The organism is Streptomyces sp. NPDC096132 (assembly GCF_044763345.1).
Classification (GTDB): domain Bacteria; phylum Actinomycetota; class Actinomycetes; order Streptomycetales; family Streptomycetaceae; genus Streptomyces.
This window is the reverse complement of record NZ_JBIWGA010000013.1, coordinates 1-17,204: the sequence shown is the minus strand read 5'-3', so window position 1 is coordinate 17,204 and position 17,204 is coordinate 1. Positions and strand designations below refer to the sequence as shown.

The following is a 17,204-nucleotide window of genomic DNA, read 5'->3' as shown; positions in this document are numbered from 1 at the left end:
GGCGGGAGAGGGTCTCGCCCCCGCCGCCCCTACCCGTCCCATCCCCCAGGGGCTCCGCCCCTTCGACCCCACCAGGGGCTCCGCCCCCAGACCCCGCCACGGGCTCCGCCCCTGCACCCCAGCGGGGCTCCGCCCTCGGACCCCGCCACGGGCTCCGCCCCTGCACCCCGGCAGGGCTCCGCCCCCGCGCCCTCTGGGGCTCCGCCCCCGGACCCCACCACGGGCTCCGCCCCCGCACCCCAGCGGGGCTCCGCCCTCGGACCCCGCCACGGGCTCCGCCCCTGCACCCCGGCAGGGCTCCGCCCCCGCGCCCTCTGGGGCTCCGCCCCCGGACCCCACCACGGGCTCCGCCCCCGCACCCCAGCGGGGCTCCGCCCTCGGACCCCGCCACGGGCTCCGCCCCTGCACCCCAGCGGGGCTCCGCCCCTTCGACCCCACCACGGGCTCCGCCCCCCCGGACCCCGCCACGGGCTCCGCCCCTTCGACCCCACCAGGGGCTCCGCCCCCCGGACCCCGCCAGGGCTCCGCCCCCGCACCCCGCTGGGGCCTGTGCCCCCAAACCCCCCTTCGGCCCCGAACGGGTCTCGTCCTCAAACGCCGGACGGGCTGGAGGACCTGGGCCGGTGCTGACGGGGGCGCTCCCGCCCGTGCCTCGCTTCCGGGGGAACAGGGAGCACGTGCGCGATGCTGTCCCCCGTGGAGGTGATCGTCGATGACCGACGAGCAGGACAACGGCAGCTACCGGATCGAGCACGACTCCATGGGTGAGGTGCGTGTCCCGGCGCATGCCAAGTGGCGGGCGCAGACGCAGCGGGCCGTGGAGAACTTCCCCGTCTCGGGGCAGCGCATCGAGCGGGCGCACATCGAGGCCCTCGCCCGGATCAAGGGCGCGGCCGCCAAGGTGAACGCCGAACTCGGGGTGCTCGACAAGGAGATCGCCGAGGCGATCCAGGACGCGGCCGCCGAGGTGGCCGAGGGGCGGTGGGACGAGCACTTCCCCGTCGACGTGTTCCAGACCGGCTCCGGCACCTCGTCCAACATGAACACCAACGAGGTCATCGCGACGCTGGCCGGTGAGCGGCTGGGGCGGGACGTCCACCCCAACGACCACGTCAACGCCTCCCAGTCGTCCAACGACGTGTTCCCGTCGTCGATCCACATCGCCGCCACCGCCGCCGTCACCCAGGACCTGATCCCGGCCCTGGAGCACCTCGCCGACTCGCTCGGCCGCAAGAGCGAGGAGTTCGCCGACGTCGTGAAGTCCGGGCGGACCCATCTGATGGACGCCACGCCTGTCACCCTTGGACAGGAGTTCGGGGGGTACGCCGCCCAGGTGCGGTACGGCGTGGAGCGGCTGCGCGCCTCCCTCCCCCGGCTCGCCGAGCTGCCCCTCGGGGGGACCGCCGTGGGGACCGGGATCAACACCCCGCCCGGCTTCTCCGCCGCCGTCATCGAGGAGGTCGCCCGGGTCACCGGGCTGCCGCTGACGGAGGCACGGGATCATTTCGAGGCGCAGGGTGCCCGGGACGGGATCGTCGAGACCAGCGGGCAGCTCCGGACCGTCGCCGTGTCGCTGACGAAGATCGCCAATGATCTGCGGTGGATGGCCTCGGGGCCGCGGACCGGTCTCGCCGAGATCTCGCTCCCCGACCTCCAGCCCGGCTCCTCGATCATGCCCGGCAAGGTCAACCCGGTGATCCCGGAGGCGGTGCTGATGGTCGCCGCGCAGGTCGTGGGGAACGACGCCACCGTCGCCACCGCCGGAGCGGCCGGCAACTTCGAGCTCAACGTGATGCTGCCGGTCATCGCCAAGAACGTACTGGAGTCGATCCGGCTGCTCGCCAACGTGGCCCGGCTGCTCGCCGACCGGACCGTGGACGGGATCGTGGCCGACCGGGAGCGGGCCCGGGAGTACGCCGAGTCCTCGCCGTCGGTCGTCACGCCGCTCAACAAGTACATCGGCTACGAGGAGGCCGCCAAGGTCGCCAAGAAGGCGCTGGCGGAGCGGAGGACCATCCGTCAGGTGGTACTCGAAAGCGGGTATGTGGAGCGCGGTGACCTGACGGTCGAGCAGCTCGACGAGGCGCTGGATGTCCTGCGTATGACGCGTCCGTAACCTTTGGCGCCCGCGCGCAGAACCGTGACGGGCGCCGCAGCGTCGTATGCCCATGGCACCTAATATCTGTGCATGGCAGAGGCTGGAGCGGTGAGACGCGTGGGAACGGGCGGTGCGGCGGCCTTCTGGGCGCCCGGGGACCAGATCCTGTGGCGCTACCGGGAGAACGGCGGCGCGGGCTTCCACATCGCCCGCCCGGTCACCGTCGTCCGTGACGACGAGGAACTGCTCGCGGTCTGGCTGGCGCCCGGCACCCAGGTCGTCAAGCCCGTGCTCGCGGACGGCACCCCCCTGCACCAGGAACCGCTGCCGACCCGCTACACCAAGCCCCGGACCGTCCAGCTCGACCGCTGGTTCGGCACCGGCGTGCTGAAGCTGGCCCGGCCCGGCGAGCCCTGGTCGGTGTGGCTGTTCTGGGAGCCGGGCTGGCAGTTCAAGAACTGGTACGTCAACCTGGAGGAGCCGCTGGCCCGTTGGGACGGCGGAGTGGACTCCGAGGACCACTTCCTGGACATCTGTGTGTACCCCGACCGCAGTTGGGGCTGGCGGGACGAGGACGAGTTCGCGCAGGCCCAGCAGGACGGACTGATGGACGCCTCCGTCGCCGAGCAGGTGCGCCGGGCGGGCCGCGGGGCGGTGGAGGTGATCCGCGCCTGGGGGGCTCCGTTCAACGAGGGCTGGCAGCACTGGCGCCCGGACGCCTCCTGGGCCGTACCGTTGCTTCCGGAGGACTGGGACCGCATCCCGGCGCACATGTCCACATGAGACCCTTGATGTGCCCCCGGGCAGGAAACGTAGGATCGTCCTCCGCAAGACCATGGAACAGCAACTCCCGGGGCCGACACCGGGTCTGACCGAACGTCACCGAGGGGCGGCAGGACGTGAGCGAGGGGTACGAGGGCAACACCGGCGAGGCCGGAAGGACTTTCGGCGTCGGCCGCCAGGGCCGTGCCCGGTCCTCCGGTGACACAGGAACAGCCTCTGACCACGCGGGAATTCCGTTCCGGGGACAGGTATTCCGGGTATCGGGTTTCCTGCGGGACCAACTGCGTGCGCGGCACGCAGCCCCGGACGGACGGATTCGACACGCGTGACGGAGCAGCCCACCAGCTACGAACGCCCCCAGGGCGTCGACCCCACGGACCCCCGCGGGGCGCTCCTGCATACCCCGGCACCGGACGGATCGGGCGCCTTACCTCCCGCCGCCGGTCAGGGCCGCACGGAGGACGGCCCTGGCACCACCGCGTCGAGGGCCACCAGCGGGAAGGGCAGCAAGGGAAACAAGAGTGCCAAGGGAAAGGATCCGGCCGTTCCACAGGCCGAGCACTCCCAGCCGGCGGCCGGCGCCGAACCCGACAGCCATCGGCCGCGTCCGGCACCCGAGTCCATCCCGGCCCAGCCGGGCGGTGACGTGCGTTCCGAGCGTCGTACGGGGCAAGGGGTGACGCCCGGGCGGCCCACGCCGATGCGGCGCGACGGGGACCGGCTGCGTTTCGTGGGCGCCGCGACCCGGCGGATCGCCCGCGGCCTGGACCTCGACGAGATCGTGATGGGGCTGTGCCGCGCCACCGTGCCGACCTTCTCCGACGCGATCCTCGTCTATCTGCGCGACCCGCTGCCCGTCGGCGACGAGCGGCCGGTGGCCGACCGCGTCATGCTGCGGCTGCGGCGCACCGACCGCATCCCGGAGGAGCGCGACACCGAGACCGGCTTCGCCGCGCTCGCCCTGCCGCCCCCGGAACCGGCGGAGCTGACCGCCGAGCTGTCCTCCGCGATCGCGGAACTGTGCGAGGTGCGGCCCGGCGGGGCCCTCGCGGAGGTGCTGCGCGGGGTGCGTCCGGTGTTCGCCGACAGCCCGGCCGCCCGTGCCGCGCTGCCCGAACTTCTGGGCGAGGACAGCACCTTGGTCGTCCCGGGCGGCCAGCGGGCCATCCTGGCCCCGCTGCGGGGCCGCCGCCGGGTGATCGGCGCCGCGGTCTTCCTGCGCCGCCCGGAGCGGTTCCCGTTCGAGAACGACGACCTGCTCGTGGCGGCCCAGCTCGCCACGCACAGCGCGCTCGGCATCGACAAGGCGGTCCTGTACGACCGTGAGGCGTACATCGCGGACGAGCTCCAGCGCACCATGCTCCCGGAGCACCTGCCGCGCCCCACGGGCGTACGGCTGGCCTCCCGCTATCTGCCGGCGGCCGAGACCGCGCGGGTGGGCGGCGACTGGTACGACGCGATCCCGCTGCCGGGCAGCCGGGTGGCGCTCGTCGTGGGCGATGTCATGGGGCATTCGATGACGTCGGCCGCGATCATGGGGCAGTTGCGGACGACCGCCCAGACCCTCGCCGGGCTCGACCTGCCGCCGCAGGAGGTGCTGCACCACCTCGACGAGCAGGCCCAGCGGCTGGGCTCCGACCGCATGGCGACCTGCCTCTACGCCGTCTACGACCCCGTATCGCACCGCATCACCATCGCCAACGCGGGCCATCCCCCACCGGTGCTGCTGCACCTGGGCGGCCGGGCCGAGGTGCTGCGGGTGCCTCCGGGGGCGCCGATCGGCGTGGGCGGGGTCGACTTCGAGGCGGTGGAGCTGGACGCCCCGGCCGGGGCGACGCTGCTGCTGTACACCGACGGCCTGGTCGAGTCCCGGCTGCGGGACGTGGCGACCGGGATAGAGCAGCTGCGGGAGAAGCTGGCCGCGACCGCTCAGCTCACGGGGCCCGATCACCCGCCGCCGCTGGAGGCGCTGTGCGACGAGGTGCTCGACATGCTCGGTCCGGGCGACCGGGACGACGACATCGCGCTGCTCGCCGCCCGCTTCGACGGGATCGCGCCGAGCGATGTGGCGTACTGGTTCCTGGAGCCGGAGGACGCGGCACCGGGCCGTGCCCGGCGGCTGGCCCGGCGGGCGTTGTCCCGGTGGGGGATGGAGGATCTGACCGACTCCGTCGAGCTGCTGGTGAGCGAAGTGGTGACCAACGCGGTGCGGTATGCCTCGCGGCCGGTCACTCTGCGGTTGCTGCGGACCGATGTGCTGCGGTGCGAGGTGGGGGACGACGTCCCCCAGTTGCCTCGGCTGCGGCAGGCTCGGGCCACCGATGAGGGTGGGCGGGGGCTGTATTTGGTCAATCGGCTTGCCCGGCGGTGGGGGGCTACTCGGCTCAGTACCGGCAAGGTTGTGTGGTTCGAGTTGAATCGGTCGTAATTCGGGTGCGGTGCGGGTGCGCCGTGGCTGGTCGCGCCCACGCGGCGGAGCCGCAAATCGATACAGCCCCGCGCCCCTGAAGTAAGGAAGGGCGTCCGGTATTACCGGGCGCCCTTCCTTCATTTCCCTATTGGCCGCTCTGTGGATCCAGTGGGTTCTCTGGTTCCGTCGTCGGGTCCTCCGTGGACGGTTCCGTCGTGGTGCCGCCTGTCGGGGGCGTCGTCGTCGGAGGGTTCGTCGTGGGGGCGTTCGTCGTCGGGGCGTTCGTCGTCGGGGCGTTCGTCGTCGGGGGGGCCGTCGTCGGCGTGTTGGAGGGGGTGGGGCTCGACGACGGGGACGAGGGCGGGGACGGGGAGGACGTCTGGACCGCCGCGCCCTGGTCGGTCTCCAGGTCGAACTTGGTGACCTTGGTGGAGACGCCGAAGGTGTACGCCGCCCAGATCTGCGCCGGGAAGCCACCACCGTTGATGCGGCCCGCGACCGTGGTCAGGCCCGTCGTCGCGCCGGTCAGCGAGACCTGGGCTCCGGTCTTGGCCTTCTCGCCGAACAGGCCGACCGAGGTCACCAGGTCGGGGGTGTAGCCGGTGAACCAGGCCGACTTGTTGTTGTCGGATGTACCCGTCTTGCCGGCCACCTTCTGGCCCTTGCGCAGGGGGTTGTCCCGCACGGACTTCTTGGCCGTACCGTCGTCGACCACGCCGGTGAGGACGGAGGTGACCGAGTCCGCGGCCTCCCGGTCGATGACCTGATCCCCGATGGGATCGGTGAGCTTGAACGACGGGTAGGCGCTGTTCTTCGCCGACTTGATGAGCGACGGGGTGACCTTCTTGCCGTGGTTGTCGAGGGTGGCGTAGACACCGGCCATCTGCAGGGGGCTCGCGCCCATGGTGCCGAGGGTCTGGGCCGGGACGGCCTTCAGGTCCTCGGTGTCCATGCCGAGGTCGCTCGCGACCTTCAGCACCTTGTCCATGCCGACGTCGACACCCATCTGCGCGAAGACGGAGTTGATGGACTTGTTCAGCGCCGTCTGGACGGTGACGTCGCCGTAGTCCTGGTCGTCCTCGTTCTCCGGGGCGAAGCCGATGTCGCTGCCGACGACCGGGCGCTTGCTGGTGCCGTCGTAGATCGTGTTGGCGTTGATCTCGTCGCCGTCCTGCGTCTGGGCGTTCTCGTCGAAGGCCGCGGCGAGGATCACCGGCTTGAAGGTGGAGGCGGGCTGGTAGTCGGTGCGGGTGGCGTTGTTGACGTAGTGCTCGGTGTAGCCCTTGCCGCCGTACATCGCCACGACGGCGCCCGTCTTGGGGTTCACCGACACCGCGCCGGCCTGGACGTCACCGTCGACCGAGCGCTTCTTCGCGTCCAGCTTGCTGGTCAGCTGTTCCTTGACCGCGGCCTCCAGGGCCTTCTGCTTCTTCTTGTCGATGTTGAGCTCGATGTTCCAGCCGCCGCGGGTGACCATGGCCTCGGCCGCCTTGAGGTCGTCGGCCACGCCCGTGGCGACGAGCTGGCGCATCAGTTCGGCGTTGGCCGCGTTGACCAGGTAGCCGACCTGCCCCTCCTGGCTCGGGTTGGCCTTGGGCTCCTTGGGCTCCGGGAACGTCATGTCCTCGCGCTCGCTCTTGTCGAGCCAGCCCTGCTCGACCATGTTGTCGAGGACGTAGTTCCAGCGGGCCTTGACCAGCCGCTTGCCGGTGTCGGTGGCGACGGCCCAGTCGTACTGGCTGGGGGCCTGGAGCAGGGCGGCGAGGTAGGCGCCCTGCTCGACGGTGAGCTTGTCGGCGTCCACGCGGTAGTAGCACTGAGCGGCGGCCTGGATGCCGTAGCAGCCGCGGCCGTAGTAGCTGGTGTTGATGTAGCCGGCCAGGATGTAGTCCTTGGACTTCTCCCGGTCCAGCTTGAGCGAGATGACCAGTTCCCTCAGCTTGCGCGTGACGGTCTGTTCCTGGCTCAGGTAGTAGTTCTTGACGTACTGCTGGGTGATCGTCGAACCACCCTGCGCGCCCTTGCCCATGAGCGTGTTGAGGATGCCTCGTGTGGTGCCCTTGAGGTCGACGCCGGCGTCGTTGTAGAAGGTCTTGTTCTCGGCGGCGACGAAGGTGCGCTGGACCTCCTTGGGGACCTGGGCGAGATCGACGACCTCCCGGTTGACCGTCCCGTCGCGGGTCAGGATCGCGCCGCCCGCGTACTCGTAGACGTTGCTCTGGAGCTTGGCGTCGGCGTTGCCCTCGGGGATCGGCGTACTGACGTACAGCCAGACGACGGCGCCGATGACGGCCGTGGTCATGAGGAGGAAGGCGCCGAGGATCTTCTTCCAGGTGAAGATCCGGCGTATGAGGCTCTTCTCCTTCTTACCGGCCTTGCCGCCCTTGGCTCCCCGGCCCTTCTTGCCGGCCGCGGCCCTGCGTGCGGCCGCGCGGCCGCCGGGCACCGGACCCTCGGTCTCGCGGGTCTCGGGAGCCTCGGGGGCCTCGACGGCCGATCGCGTCTCGCTGCGCGACGAGGGGGCCTCTCTGCGTGCCGAGCGGTTCTTGGGCGCCGCGCGACGGCCACCGCTCTGTCGCGCTCGTCTCTCGTCCGCTCGTCCCATGAGTCCGCTCGCTCCGCTTCCTACTCGGCAGTCACATCAGTGCCCGGAGGCCGGTCAGCTCAGAAAGCTAACACCGCCTGCTGTGACGAAGGGCTCTCGATCCGGTCCTCGGAGGGGGTGAGAATCAGCACCCCGTCCGGCGACACCGGCATACCACTCCACCTGATCCGACGAACGATAGAGGTTCAGGGTTGCCATTCGCGGGTAAAGTGTTATCACTTAGCTAGACCGAAGCTATGCTCGAACCACGCAAAGCTGTTCATATCCGTACGAAACGGGGGACCTTTCGATGTCCACAGACCACTCCACAGACCACTCCTCTGCCGACCTGCCCGAGATGCCCGCGCCGCGCGTGAAGGAGTTCCCGGCGCACAGCGTGGGCGGCGGGCTCGCACTGCTCTCCGGGCTCGTCGGACTGCTGGCCGGCGCCGGACTGATCGTCCTGGCCACGACGGTGACCGCGGCCGGCGGCAAGGCCGCGCTGATCGTCGGCGGCATCGTCATAGGCATCGCCGCGTTCCTGTCGATGTGCGGGCTGAACACGGTGGCGCCGGGTGAGGCGCGCGTGGTGCAGCTGTTCGGGCGCTACCGGGGCACCATCCGCGAGGACGGGCTGCGCTGGGTGAACCCCTTCACCTCCCGCGAGAAGATCTCCACCCGCGTCCGCAACCACGAGACGGCCGTCCTGAAGGTCAACGACGCCTACGGCAACCCCATCGAGCTCGCCGCGGTCGTGGTGTGGAAGGTGCAGGACACCGCGCAGGCCACCTTCGAGGTGGACGACTTCCTGGAGTTCGTCTCCACCCAGACCGAGGCGGCCGTGCGGCACATCGCCATCGAGTACCCCTACGACTCCCACGACGAGGACGGCCTCTCGCTGCGCGGCAACGCCGAGGAGATCACCGAGAAGCTCGCCGCCGAGCTCCACGCGCGCGTGGAGGCGGCCGGTGTGCGGATCATCGAGTCCCGGTTCACGCATCTCGCCTACGCTCCGGAGATCGCCTCGGCGATGCTCCAGCGGCAGCAGGCGGGCGCGGTGGTCGCGGCGCGGCGGGAGATCGTGGACGGGGCGGTCGGGATGGTCGAGGCGGCGCTGAGCCGGATCGCCGAGCAGGAGATCGTGGAGCTGGACGAGGAGCGGAAGGCGGCGATGGTGTCCAACCTGATGGTGGTGCTCTGCGGGGACCGGGCGCCGCAGCCGGTACTGAACACGGGGACGCTCTACCAGTGACCTCACCCGAAGAGGGTTCGGCCCCTCGGCGCCGGCCGCAGCAGCGCAAGCAGGTGCTGCTGCGGCTGGACCCGCTGGTGCACGACGCGCTGGCCCGCTGGGCCTCGGACGAGCTGCGGTCGGCGAACGCGCAGATCGAGTTCCTGCTGCGGAAAGCCTTGAAGGAGGCGGGGCGGCTGCCCGGCGAGGCCGGGCCCATCCCCCGCCGTGGGCGACCCCCCGGCGGCTCCGCCCCCAGACCCCCGTCGGCCTGAACGGCCTCGTCCTCAAGCTCCCCCAGAGCGGGTGCCCCCAGACGGGCCGGCCGGCTGTTGCAGAACGGTGACAACGGGCGCCCACCTGCACACTCCCACTCCCCGCCATCACCTACACACTCCGCGTATACACCCCGGGTATACACCGCATGTACAGTCCTCCCCATGTCCATCGGTCACACCCTCCTGGGACTCCTGGAGTCCGGGCCCCGACACGGTTACGACCTGAAGCGGGCCTTTGACGAGAAGTTCGGTCACGACCGGCCGCTGCACTACGGCCAGGTCTACTCGACGATGTCGCGGCTGCTGAAGAACGGCCTCGTCGAGGTCGACGGCATCGAGGCCGGCGGTGGCCCCGAGCGCAAGCGGTACGCCATCACCGACGCCGGGATCACCGACGTGGAGCGCTGGCTCGCCACGCCCGAGAAGCCCGAGCCGTACCTGCAGTCGACGCTGTACACGAAGGTCGTCCTGGCGCTGCTCACCGAGCGCGACGCGGCCGACATCCTCGACACCCAGCGGGCGGAGCACCTGCGCAGCATGCGCATCCTGACCGACCGCAAGCGCAAGGGTGATCTGGCGGACCAGCTGATCTGCGACCACGCCCTGTTCCATCTCGAGGCCGACCTGCGCTGGCTGGAGCTCGCCGCCGCGCGCCTCGACAAGCTGAAGGCCACGGTGACCGCATGAACGCTCCGGGGGGATCCCTGCTCGCCGCCGAGAACCTGAAGAAGGCGTACGGGCCGACGATGGCGCTGGACGGCGCCGAGTTCTCCATCCACCCCGGCGAGGTCGTCGCGGTGATGGGCCCGTCCGGGTCCGGCAAGTCGACGCTGCTGCACTGCCTCGCCGGCATCGTGACGCCCGACTCGGGTTCGATCCTGTACGACGGGCAGGACCTGGCGACGATGAGCGACGCGGGCCGCAGCCGGCTGCGGCGCTCGGAGTTCGGGTTCGTGTTCCAGTTCGGGCAGCTCGTGCCGGAGCTGACCTGCGTGGAGAACGTGGCCCTGCCGATGCGGCTGAACGGCACCGCGCGCAAGCAGGCCGAGCGCACCGCGCTGGGCTGGATGGAACGCCTCGAGGTCGACGACCTCGCGAAGAAGCGGCCGGGGGAGGTCTCCGGCGGGCAGGGGCAGCGGGTCGCGGTGGCGCGCTCGCTGGTCACCAGCCCGCGGGTCGTCTTCGCCGACGAACCGACCGGCGCGCTGGACTCGCTCAACGGCGAGCGCGTGATGGAGCTGCTCACCGAGGCGGCCCGGTCGGCCAACGCGGCCGTGGTGCTGGTGACGCACGAGGCGCGGGTGGCCGCCTACTCCGACCGCGAGATCGTCGTACGGGACGGGAAGTCGCGGGACATGGAGCGGGTCGTATGAACGCGCGCCAGTGGACCAGGGATCTCGCCCTGGGGGTCCGGTTCGCCTTCGCGGGCGGCCGGGAGGGGTGGATCCGGGCCACGCTGACGGCGGTCGGCGTCGGGCTCGGTGTGGCGCTGCTGCTGCTGGCCGCCGCGCTGCCCGGGGTGATCGTCGAGCGGCACGCGCGTGAACAGGCCCGTGCCGACTACACGTTCACGGCCGAGGAGCCGCGCCCCGCGGACAACTCCCTGTTGATCGCGCAGACCGACACGACGTTCCGTTCGAAGGACGTGCGCGGCCGGCTGCTGGAGGCGGAGGGGCCGCGCGCCCCGCTGCCGCCCGGCGTCGACGCGTTCCCGGCGAAGGGCGAGATGGTCGTCTCCCCCGCGCTGAAGCGGCTGCTCGCCTCGGACGGCGCGAAGCTGCTGCGGGAGCGCCTGCCGTACCGGATCGTCGGGACCATCGCGGAGCCCGGTCTGGTCGGCTCGCAGGAACTCGCCTACTTCGCCGGCGCCACCGGGCTCGACACCGATGACCCCGGAGTGGCCCGGCTGACGAGGTTCGGGATGATCAACCCGGACCGCGAGAAGGCCGACCCCGTGCTGGTGCTGCTGAGCGTCGTGATGATCACGGTCCTGCTGATGCCGGTCGCTGTGTTCATCGCGGCGGCCGTGCGGTTCGGCGGCGAGCGGCGCGACCGGCGGCTCGCGGCGCTGCGGCTGGTGGGCTCCGACGGCGGGATGACCCGGCGGGTCGCGGCGGGCGAGGCGATGGCCGGCGCCCTGCTCGGGCTGGTCCTCGGCACGGCGTTCTTCCTGCTCGGACGGCAGGTGGTGGGGTCCGTCGAGGTGCTGGGCATCAGCGTCTGGCCCAGCTACCTCAACCCCTCGCCCGCCCTCGCCGCGCTGGTCGCGGTCGCGGTGCCGGCCGCCGCCGTACTCGTCACCCTCCTCGCGCTGCGCGGCGTGGTGATCGAGCCGCTCGGTGTGGTGCGCGCGGCGAAGCCCGCCCGGCGCCGGCTGTGGTGGCGGCTGCTGCTGCCGCTGGCCGGTCTCGCGATGCTCTATCCGATGATGGGCCAGGGCAGGACCGAAGGGGACTTCAACCAGTACCTGGTGGTCGGTGGTGTCCTGCTGCTGCTGGTCGGTGTGACCGCGCTGCTGCCGTGGCTGGTGGAGCGCGTCGTGGCCCGGCTCGGCGCGGGCGGGGTCGCCTGGCAACTGGCCGTACGTCGGCTGCAGTTGAGCAGCGGCACGGCGGCCCGCATGGTCAACGGCATCGCGGTGGCGGTGGCCGGGGCGATCGCGCTCCAGATGCTGTTCGCCGGGGTCGACGACCAGTACACCAAGCCCAGCAAGGAGGACCTCTCACGGGCCCAGATGCAGGTGACCGTGCCCAAGGGCACGCCGCTGGCGGGCGCCGCCCGGCGGTTCGAGGACACCAAGGGCGTACGGCGGGTCATCGCGCTGTCGGAGGGTTATCTCGGTGACGCCCCCTCGACGACCGGCGACGGCCCCACCCACGGCACCGAGCTGGCCGTCGGCGACTGCGCGGCGCTGCGCGAGGTGGCGAAGCTGCCCTCCTGCAAGGACGGCGACATCTTCCTGGGCGACGGCGACGACTACTCCACCGACGGACCGCTGCTGAACAAGCCCGGCAAGAAGCTGTACATCGAGGACGGCGACAGCGTGGTCACCTGGACGGTGCCGGCCGGTATCCGGCAGGTGACGGCGGTGGAGGACCCGTCCGGCGGTCTGCGCGGCGGCTTCCTGATGACCCCGGGCGCGATGCCCCGGGACTTCGCGGGCGTGGTCTCCGGGCAGCTCTACCTCTCGGTCGACCGGTCGGTGCCCGACGCCGACGAGTACGTCCTCAACACCGCCGCCGCCGTGGACCCGCTGGCGAGTCCGATGATCTGGTCGGGGACCGAGACGTCCCGGAGGTACGAGTCGATCCGCACCGGGCTGTTCGTCGGCGCGATCTGTGTACTGGCGCTGATCGGGGCGAGCCTGCTGGTGTCGCAGCTGGAGCAGCTGCGCGAGCGCAGGAAGCTGCTGTCGTCCCTGGTCGCCTTCGGCACCCGGCGCCGCACGCTGAGCATGTCGGTGCTGTGGCAGACGGCGATCCCGATCGGGCTCGGCCTGGTGCTGGCCTCGGTGGTGGGGCTGACGCTGGGCGCGGTGCTGCTGCGGATGACCGACCAGCCGGTGGGTGTGAACTGGGGGGTCGTGCTGTCGATGACCGGCATCGGCGCGGCCGTCGTCCTGGTGGTGACGCTGCTGAGCCTGCCGCCGCTGGTGCGGCTGATGCGGCCGGAGGGGCTGCGCACGGAGTAGCCCGGCCCCCGTGGAAGGGCCCCTCGAGGCAGCTCTCGAGGGGCCCTTCGCCCGTTCACAGCTGGTACTCCCGCACCACCCTCCGCACCTGCGCGAACAGCATGCCCACGTTGACGGACTTGCGGCAGACGACCACCGCGACGACGTCCTGCTGCTCGTTCATCCTCACGAACAGGTGGGTGAGGTTGTCGCTGTTGACGAGGATCTCCTGGAAGAAGTGGTTGTCGGTCTGGATGCCGCGCCGCTCCTTGAAGACGTCCTCGATCATCACGACCGTGCGGCCCTGGAAGAGGTCGAGTGTCGCGCCCGCCAGGAGGTCGAGGACCTCGGGCGGGTGGTTGTCGACCGTCTCGTAGGACAGCAGCATGCCGGTGGACATGTCGACGACGCCGGAGGCGACGCAGTCCGGGGCATCCGTACGCAGTGACTTGACCAGGCCCATCACCTGATCGGAGAAACCGGGGGTCATACGCTTCGTCGCCATCCCTTCAGACTCCTTCGGTGGTTTTCTCGGTGAGGATCAGATCGATGCGGCGCAGCGCCGGCTGGGTCGCCCGGTGCAGGCGCTCCACATCCATCCCCTCGTCTCCGAGTACGACCATCAGCGCGGTGTCGCCGACGGCGTAGAACGCGGCGCAGCCGTGGCTGCCGTAGGTCACCGTGCGGTGCAGGGCGCCCCGGGCGGTCGCCTCGGAGGTACGGCGGGCGAGGCCGAGACCGGCCGCGGCGAGGGCGGCGAGGCCCTCCGGGTCGATCGTGTCGGCCGTGTCGGCGGCGATGAGCAGCCCGTCGGCCGCGGCGACCGCGGTGTCGGTGATACCGGTCACCTGCTCGCGCAGGCCCCGCATCTCCTGTGCGAGGGCTTTGTGGTCCATGAGTGCAACTCCCCTGATCCTGATCGCATATGACCGTCTTTTTTCTGTGGGGGTTTTCCGGGCGGGGCCGACAATCCAGCTGTCCGCCTATTTCGCCGTCGGATTGCGGAGGCGGAAGAAGTCCTTCCAGCCGGTGGCGCCGCCGTTGTCCTCGGGGTGTTCCGGCGCGAGTGCCTCGTTGATGCCGCTGGCACCGGGGCGGCGGCGGGGCAGGGTGGCGGGCTCGGGGGGTGGTTCGGCCGGCGGCACCGGGACGGGCGGTGGGGGCGGGGCCGGCTCGCGGGGGTGTACGCCATGGCCGTCGGGCAGCAGCCGCACCGGGATCGGCGCGGGCGCGTCGGCGCACTCCAGCAGTCCCTCGCCCAGCATCCTGGCCACCGCCACGGTGACCGTGTAGACCCCGCGCCCGGTGCGGAAGGCCAGGTCGCGGGCGGTGCGCCGACCGTCGGCGTGGGTGAGCACCTCCCGCTGGAGCGGGCCGAGGCGGTCGGCGACGCAGGAGAGGGAGCCGGGCACGGGGCGCTCCCGCTCCGGGCGGACCGGGTACGGCATGGCCAGCAGCGCGGACAGTTTGCGGGACGCCTCCTGCAGCAGCCGGGTGGGCGTCTCGCCGATGGTGACCGGGGCGGGCGGTGGCCCGGTCGCCGGACCGCGTTCGCAGCCGTCGACGCTGCCCGCGACGACCGCGAACGCGGCGTCCTGAAGGGCCATCGCACAGACCACCCGGAGCTGGGCGGCCCCCGCGTAGCCGTGGGCGATCAGCCCGGCGACCGGCCAGCGCGCGCCCCCGGACTCGCGCACCAGCGCGGCCCACTCCTCGCCGGCGATGCGCCCGGAGCGCAGCAGCAGCGCCTCCGCCCCGGGTGCGCCCGGCGACTCGACCGCGGCGATCAGGCCGCCGCTCAGATGGAAGGTGCCGCCGGGTGCGCCCGCCACCCGCAGCTCGCCCGTGAACCCCTCGCGCACGCACGCGGCAAGGTCGCGTGCCAGCAGCTCGTAGCCCGACATCACTCCCCTTGCCCTTTCGCACATACGCCTGACGCGTAGCGCTCAGGGGGGAATGTCTATCAGCCTCGGCGCATATTCCAGTCGGGGATTTACTACCTGCCCCGACCTGACGGAACTTGTTCCCTCGTGGAATTCAAATATCTGTGTTCGGTGTTCATTTGACCGAATGGAAACGCATGTGGTCTGCTCCTCGTGAACCTGGAGGTTGAGGTTGTCACTGGATGCGCTGAAGTCCGCGGTACCGGAGTACGCCAAGGACCTGAGACACAACCTGGGCTCGGTCGTCGGCGACTCCGACCTGCCGGCGCAGCAGCTGTGGGGCACGGTCCTGGCGACCGCGATCGCCTCCCGCTCCCCGATCGTGCTGCGCGAGCTGGCACCGGAGGCGAAGGCGCACCTCTCGCCGGAGGCGTACACGGCGGCGAAGTCCGCCGCCGCGACGATGGCGATGAGCAACGTCTTCCACCGCACCCGGCATCTGCTGTCCGACCCCGAGTACGGGCGTCTGCGGGCCGGTCTGCGGATGAACCTCCTCGGCGACCCCGGGGTCGACAGGGTCGACTACGAGCTGTGGTCGTTCGCGGTGTCCGCGATCAACGCGTGCGGGCTGTGCCTGGACTCGCACGAGCAGGCGCTGCGCAAGGCGGGCGTCGGCCGTGAGGTGATCCAGGAGGCGTTCAGGATCGCCTCGGTGATCCACGCGGTCGGTGTGACGCTGGACGCGGAGGCGATCCTCGCCGAGTAGCCTCAGACTCCCCCAGAGGGGGTACCCCCACCGGCGGACGGGCTGGAATCGCCCCCGGCGCTCACCGGTGCCACGTCCACCGCCGTCGCCCCCCGCGGCCTCGGTGACGTCCGTAGGGCCGGTTCCTGGGAGTAGGCCTTCAGATAGCCCACCACCGTGTTCGTCACCGCCACCAGCGGTACGGCGACCACCGCGCCGCCGATGCCCGCGACCATGCCGCCGGAGGCGACGGCCAGGACCACGGCGAGCGGGTGGACGCGGACCGCGCGGCCGAGGATGAACGGCTGCAGGATGTGTCCCTCGATCTGCTGCACCGCCAGCACGACCGCCAGCGTCATCACCGCGGTGAACACGCCCTGCGTCACCAGCGCCACCACCACCGCCAGCGCGCCGGAGGCCACCGCGCCGACCAGCGGGATGAACGAGAACAGGAAGATGAACACGGCGAGCGGCACGGCCATCGGCACGTCGAGGAAGTAGATGCCCAGGCCGATGAAGATGGCGTCGATCAGCGCCACGACCACGGTGCCGCGCACATACGCGGTGAGCGTCGCCCAGGCCCGCGGTCCCGCGCCGGCCACACCCGGCCGGGCGGCGGCGGGAACCAGCTTCAGCGTCCACTCCCAGATCCGCTTGCCGTCGTAGAGCAGGAAGAGCGTCGAGAAGAACGCCAGCAGGATCCCGGTGAGCGCCTCGACGACGACCGTCACGCCCTCCAGACCGGCCGAGGTGATGGAGTCGGTGTTGGCGCCGACCGCCTCGCGCAGGTTCTTGGCGATGCCGTTGATCTGCTTGTCGGTGACGTGGAAGGGGCTGTTGAGCAGCCAGCGGCGCAGGTCCTCGATGCCGTCCTGGACCTGGTCGGAGAGGTTGTCGATGTTCTCCATGACCTGCCAGGTCACGAACCAGCCCATCAGGCCGATGACGACGAACCCGAGGATCGCCGTGAGGGCGGTCGCGGGCCCCCGGGGCACCCCCATGCGCTTGAGCCGGGCCACGGTGGGTTCGAGGAGAGCGGTCAGCAACAGGGCGACCACGAAGGCGAGGACGACGAGTTGGACGGCGCTGATGACCTTCATCAGCACCCAGACGGTCCCGGCGAGCACCAGCAGCCGCCAGCCCGCCTCGGCGGCGACCCGGACACCCCACGGAACGACCTGTGCGGGATCGGGGCGCGGGACGGGGGGTGACGGGTCCACGGGGGGCGCTACGGCGGCCTCGGGCGCCCCCGGCCCCGGCTCGTCGGTGTCGGTGTCGCTCTCCCGGTCCACTTCGGCGCGGCGCTCGTCGAGCCGCTCACCCATCTCGGTCAGACCGGCACCCAGCCGGCCGAGCCACCCTGGCACTCGCGACATGATCCGCCCTCTTCCCCCGTCTCTCCCCACCACTCCCCCTGGAGTCGTCGGCTTACTGATCGTTTCAGAATGAGTTGAGCTGCCGGTCTTGTGCTCGACGATCTTGGTCGGCAGGGTGGGCGGGGTGCGTGCTGATCTTGTTCCTG

14 protein-coding genes are annotated in these 17,204 nt (G+C 71.2%); 9 read left to right on the top strand and 5 right to left on the bottom strand.

Features of this window, described 5'->3' with window-relative positions; genetic code table 11:
- Window positions 1-712: 712 nt before the first annotated feature.
- The 3 genes from ACIRF9_RS28455 to ACIRF9_RS28445 all read left to right on the top strand — a co-directional run bounded on the left by ACIRF9_RS28455 (window position 713) and on the right by ACIRF9_RS28445 (window position 5,309).
- Entirely contained in the window at window positions 713-2,116 is a 1,404-nt protein-coding gene (locus ACIRF9_RS28455) for a class II fumarate hydratase (protein WP_403827799.1), read from the top strand.
- A 72-nt stretch (window positions 2,117-2,188) separates the two neighbouring features.
- Window positions 2,189-2,881: a DUF402 domain-containing protein gene (locus ACIRF9_RS28450; RefSeq protein WP_403827798.1), complete on the top strand. Its 693-nt coding sequence runs from the start codon at window positions 2,189-2,191 to the stop codon at window positions 2,879-2,881.
- A 325-nt stretch (window positions 2,882-3,206) separates the two neighbouring features.
- Window positions 3,207-5,309 (top strand): SpoIIE family protein phosphatase, encoded by a 2,103-nt coding sequence (locus ACIRF9_RS28445; RefSeq protein WP_403827796.1) that lies wholly within the window; start codon window positions 3,207-3,209, stop codon window positions 5,307-5,309.
- A 127-nt stretch (window positions 5,310-5,436) separates the two neighbouring features.
- On the opposite strand, the gene ACIRF9_RS28440 is transcribed toward ACIRF9_RS28445, so the two are convergent.
- On the bottom strand, window positions 5,437-7,896 hold the full coding sequence (locus tag ACIRF9_RS28440) for a transglycosylase domain-containing protein (protein ID WP_403827794.1): 2,460 nt from the start codon (window positions 7,894-7,896) through the stop codon (window positions 5,437-5,439).
- Between the two features lie 289 nt (window positions 7,897-8,185).
- Between ACIRF9_RS28440 and ACIRF9_RS28435 the strand changes: the two genes are divergently transcribed.
- From ACIRF9_RS28435 to ACIRF9_RS28415, 5 genes are all read left to right on the top strand, one after another.
- On the top strand, window positions 8,186-9,127 hold the full coding sequence (locus ACIRF9_RS28435) for an SPFH domain-containing protein (protein ID WP_403827792.1): 942 nt from the start codon (window positions 8,186-8,188) through the stop codon (window positions 9,125-9,127).
- The gene (locus tag ACIRF9_RS28430) at window positions 9,124-9,381 is read left to right on the top strand and encodes a hypothetical protein (RefSeq protein ID WP_403827790.1); all 258 of its coding nucleotides are present in this window, start codon (window positions 9,124-9,126) and stop codon (window positions 9,379-9,381) included. The genes ACIRF9_RS28435 and ACIRF9_RS28430 overlap by 4 nt, the downstream gene beginning before the upstream one ends.
- Window positions 9,382-9,546: 165 nt before the next feature.
- Window positions 9,547-10,071 carry a PadR family transcriptional regulator gene (locus tag ACIRF9_RS28425; protein WP_133912636.1) on the top strand — a complete coding sequence of 175 codons (525 nt, stop codon included), beginning with the start codon at window positions 9,547-9,549 and terminating at the stop codon, window positions 10,069-10,071.
- A complete protein-coding gene (locus ACIRF9_RS28420; protein WP_403827788.1) occupies window positions 10,068-10,757 on the top strand; it encodes an ABC transporter ATP-binding protein in 690 nt (229 codons plus the stop codon). Before ACIRF9_RS28425 ends, ACIRF9_RS28420 begins: the two co-directional genes overlap by 4 nt.
- Complete coding sequence (locus ACIRF9_RS28415) at window positions 10,754-13,075, top strand: ABC transporter permease (protein ID WP_403827786.1); 2,322 nt, start codon at window positions 10,754-10,756, stop codon at window positions 13,073-13,075. The genes ACIRF9_RS28420 and ACIRF9_RS28415 overlap by 4 nt, the downstream gene beginning before the upstream one ends.
- A 55-nt stretch (window positions 13,076-13,130) precedes the next feature.
- On the opposite strand, the gene ACIRF9_RS28410 is transcribed toward ACIRF9_RS28415, so the two are convergent.
- From ACIRF9_RS28410 to ACIRF9_RS28400, 3 genes are all read right to left on the bottom strand, one after another.
- Entirely contained in the window at window positions 13,131-13,559 is a 429-nt protein-coding gene (locus ACIRF9_RS28410; protein WP_403827784.1) for a hypothetical protein, read from the bottom strand.
- 4 nt (window positions 13,560-13,563) lie between these two features.
- The gene (locus ACIRF9_RS28405) at window positions 13,564-13,950 is read right to left on the bottom strand and encodes a roadblock/LC7 domain-containing protein (protein ID WP_403827782.1); all 387 of its coding nucleotides are present in this window, start codon (window positions 13,948-13,950) and stop codon (window positions 13,564-13,566) included.
- Window positions 13,951-14,037: 87 nt separating this feature from the next.
- On the bottom strand, window positions 14,038-14,958 hold the full coding sequence (locus tag ACIRF9_RS28400; protein ID WP_403827780.1) for a MarR family transcriptional regulator: 921 nt from the start codon (window positions 14,956-14,958) through the stop codon (window positions 14,038-14,040).
- A 211-nt stretch (window positions 14,959-15,169) separates the two neighbouring features.
- On the opposite strand from ACIRF9_RS28400, the gene ACIRF9_RS28395 reads away from it, so the two are divergent.
- Complete coding sequence (locus tag ACIRF9_RS28395; RefSeq protein WP_403827778.1) at window positions 15,170-15,703, top strand: alkyl hydroperoxide reductase; 534 nt, start codon at window positions 15,170-15,172, stop codon at window positions 15,701-15,703.
- A gap of 2 nt (window positions 15,704-15,705) precedes the next feature.
- Here ACIRF9_RS28395 and ACIRF9_RS28390 read toward each other — a convergent pair whose 3' ends face one another.
- Window positions 15,706-17,058, bottom strand: a complete 1,353-nt coding sequence (locus ACIRF9_RS28390) for an AI-2E family transporter (RefSeq protein WP_403827776.1) — start codon at window positions 17,056-17,058, stop codon at window positions 15,706-15,708.
- Between the last annotated feature and the right edge of the window lie 146 nt (window positions 17,059-17,204).

Bases quoted from the DNA above. Each gene is read 5' to 3' on its own strand.
- ACIRF9_RS28405 (WP_403827782.1), bottom strand. From the start codon at position 13,950: ATGGACCACAAAGCCCTCGCACAGGAGATGCGGGGCCTGCGCGAGCAG.
- ACIRF9_RS28435 (WP_403827792.1), top strand. From the start codon at position 8,186: ATGTCCACAGACCACTCCACAGACCACTCCTCTGCCGACCTGCCCGAG.
- ACIRF9_RS28415 (WP_403827786.1), top strand. From the start codon at position 10,754: ATGAACGCGCGCCAGTGGACCAGGGATCTCGCCCTGGGGGTCCGGTTC.
- ACIRF9_RS28420 (WP_403827788.1), top strand. From the start codon at position 10,068: ATGAACGCTCCGGGGGGATCCCTGCTCGCCGCCGAGAACCTGAAGAAG.
- ACIRF9_RS28390 (WP_403827776.1), bottom strand. From the start codon at position 17,058: ATGTCGCGAGTGCCAGGGTGGCTCGGCCGGCTGGGTGCCGGTCTGACC.
- ACIRF9_RS28450 (WP_403827798.1), top strand. From the start codon at position 2,189: ATGGCAGAGGCTGGAGCGGTGAGACGCGTGGGAACGGGCGGTGCGGCG.
- ACIRF9_RS28400 (WP_403827780.1), bottom strand. From the start codon at position 14,958: ATGTCGGGCTACGAGCTGCTGGCACGCGACCTTGCCGCGTGCGTGCGC.
- ACIRF9_RS28410 (WP_403827784.1), bottom strand. From the start codon at position 13,559: ATGGCGACGAAGCGTATGACCCCCGGTTTCTCCGATCAGGTGATGGGC.
- ACIRF9_RS28425 (WP_133912636.1), top strand. From the start codon at position 9,547: ATGTCCATCGGTCACACCCTCCTGGGACTCCTGGAGTCCGGGCCCCGA.
- ACIRF9_RS28440 (WP_403827794.1), bottom strand. From the start codon at position 7,896: ATGGGACGAGCGGACGAGAGACGAGCGCGACAGAGCGGTGGCCGTCGC.
- ACIRF9_RS28455 (WP_403827799.1), top strand. From the start codon at position 713: ATGACCGACGAGCAGGACAACGGCAGCTACCGGATCGAGCACGACTCC.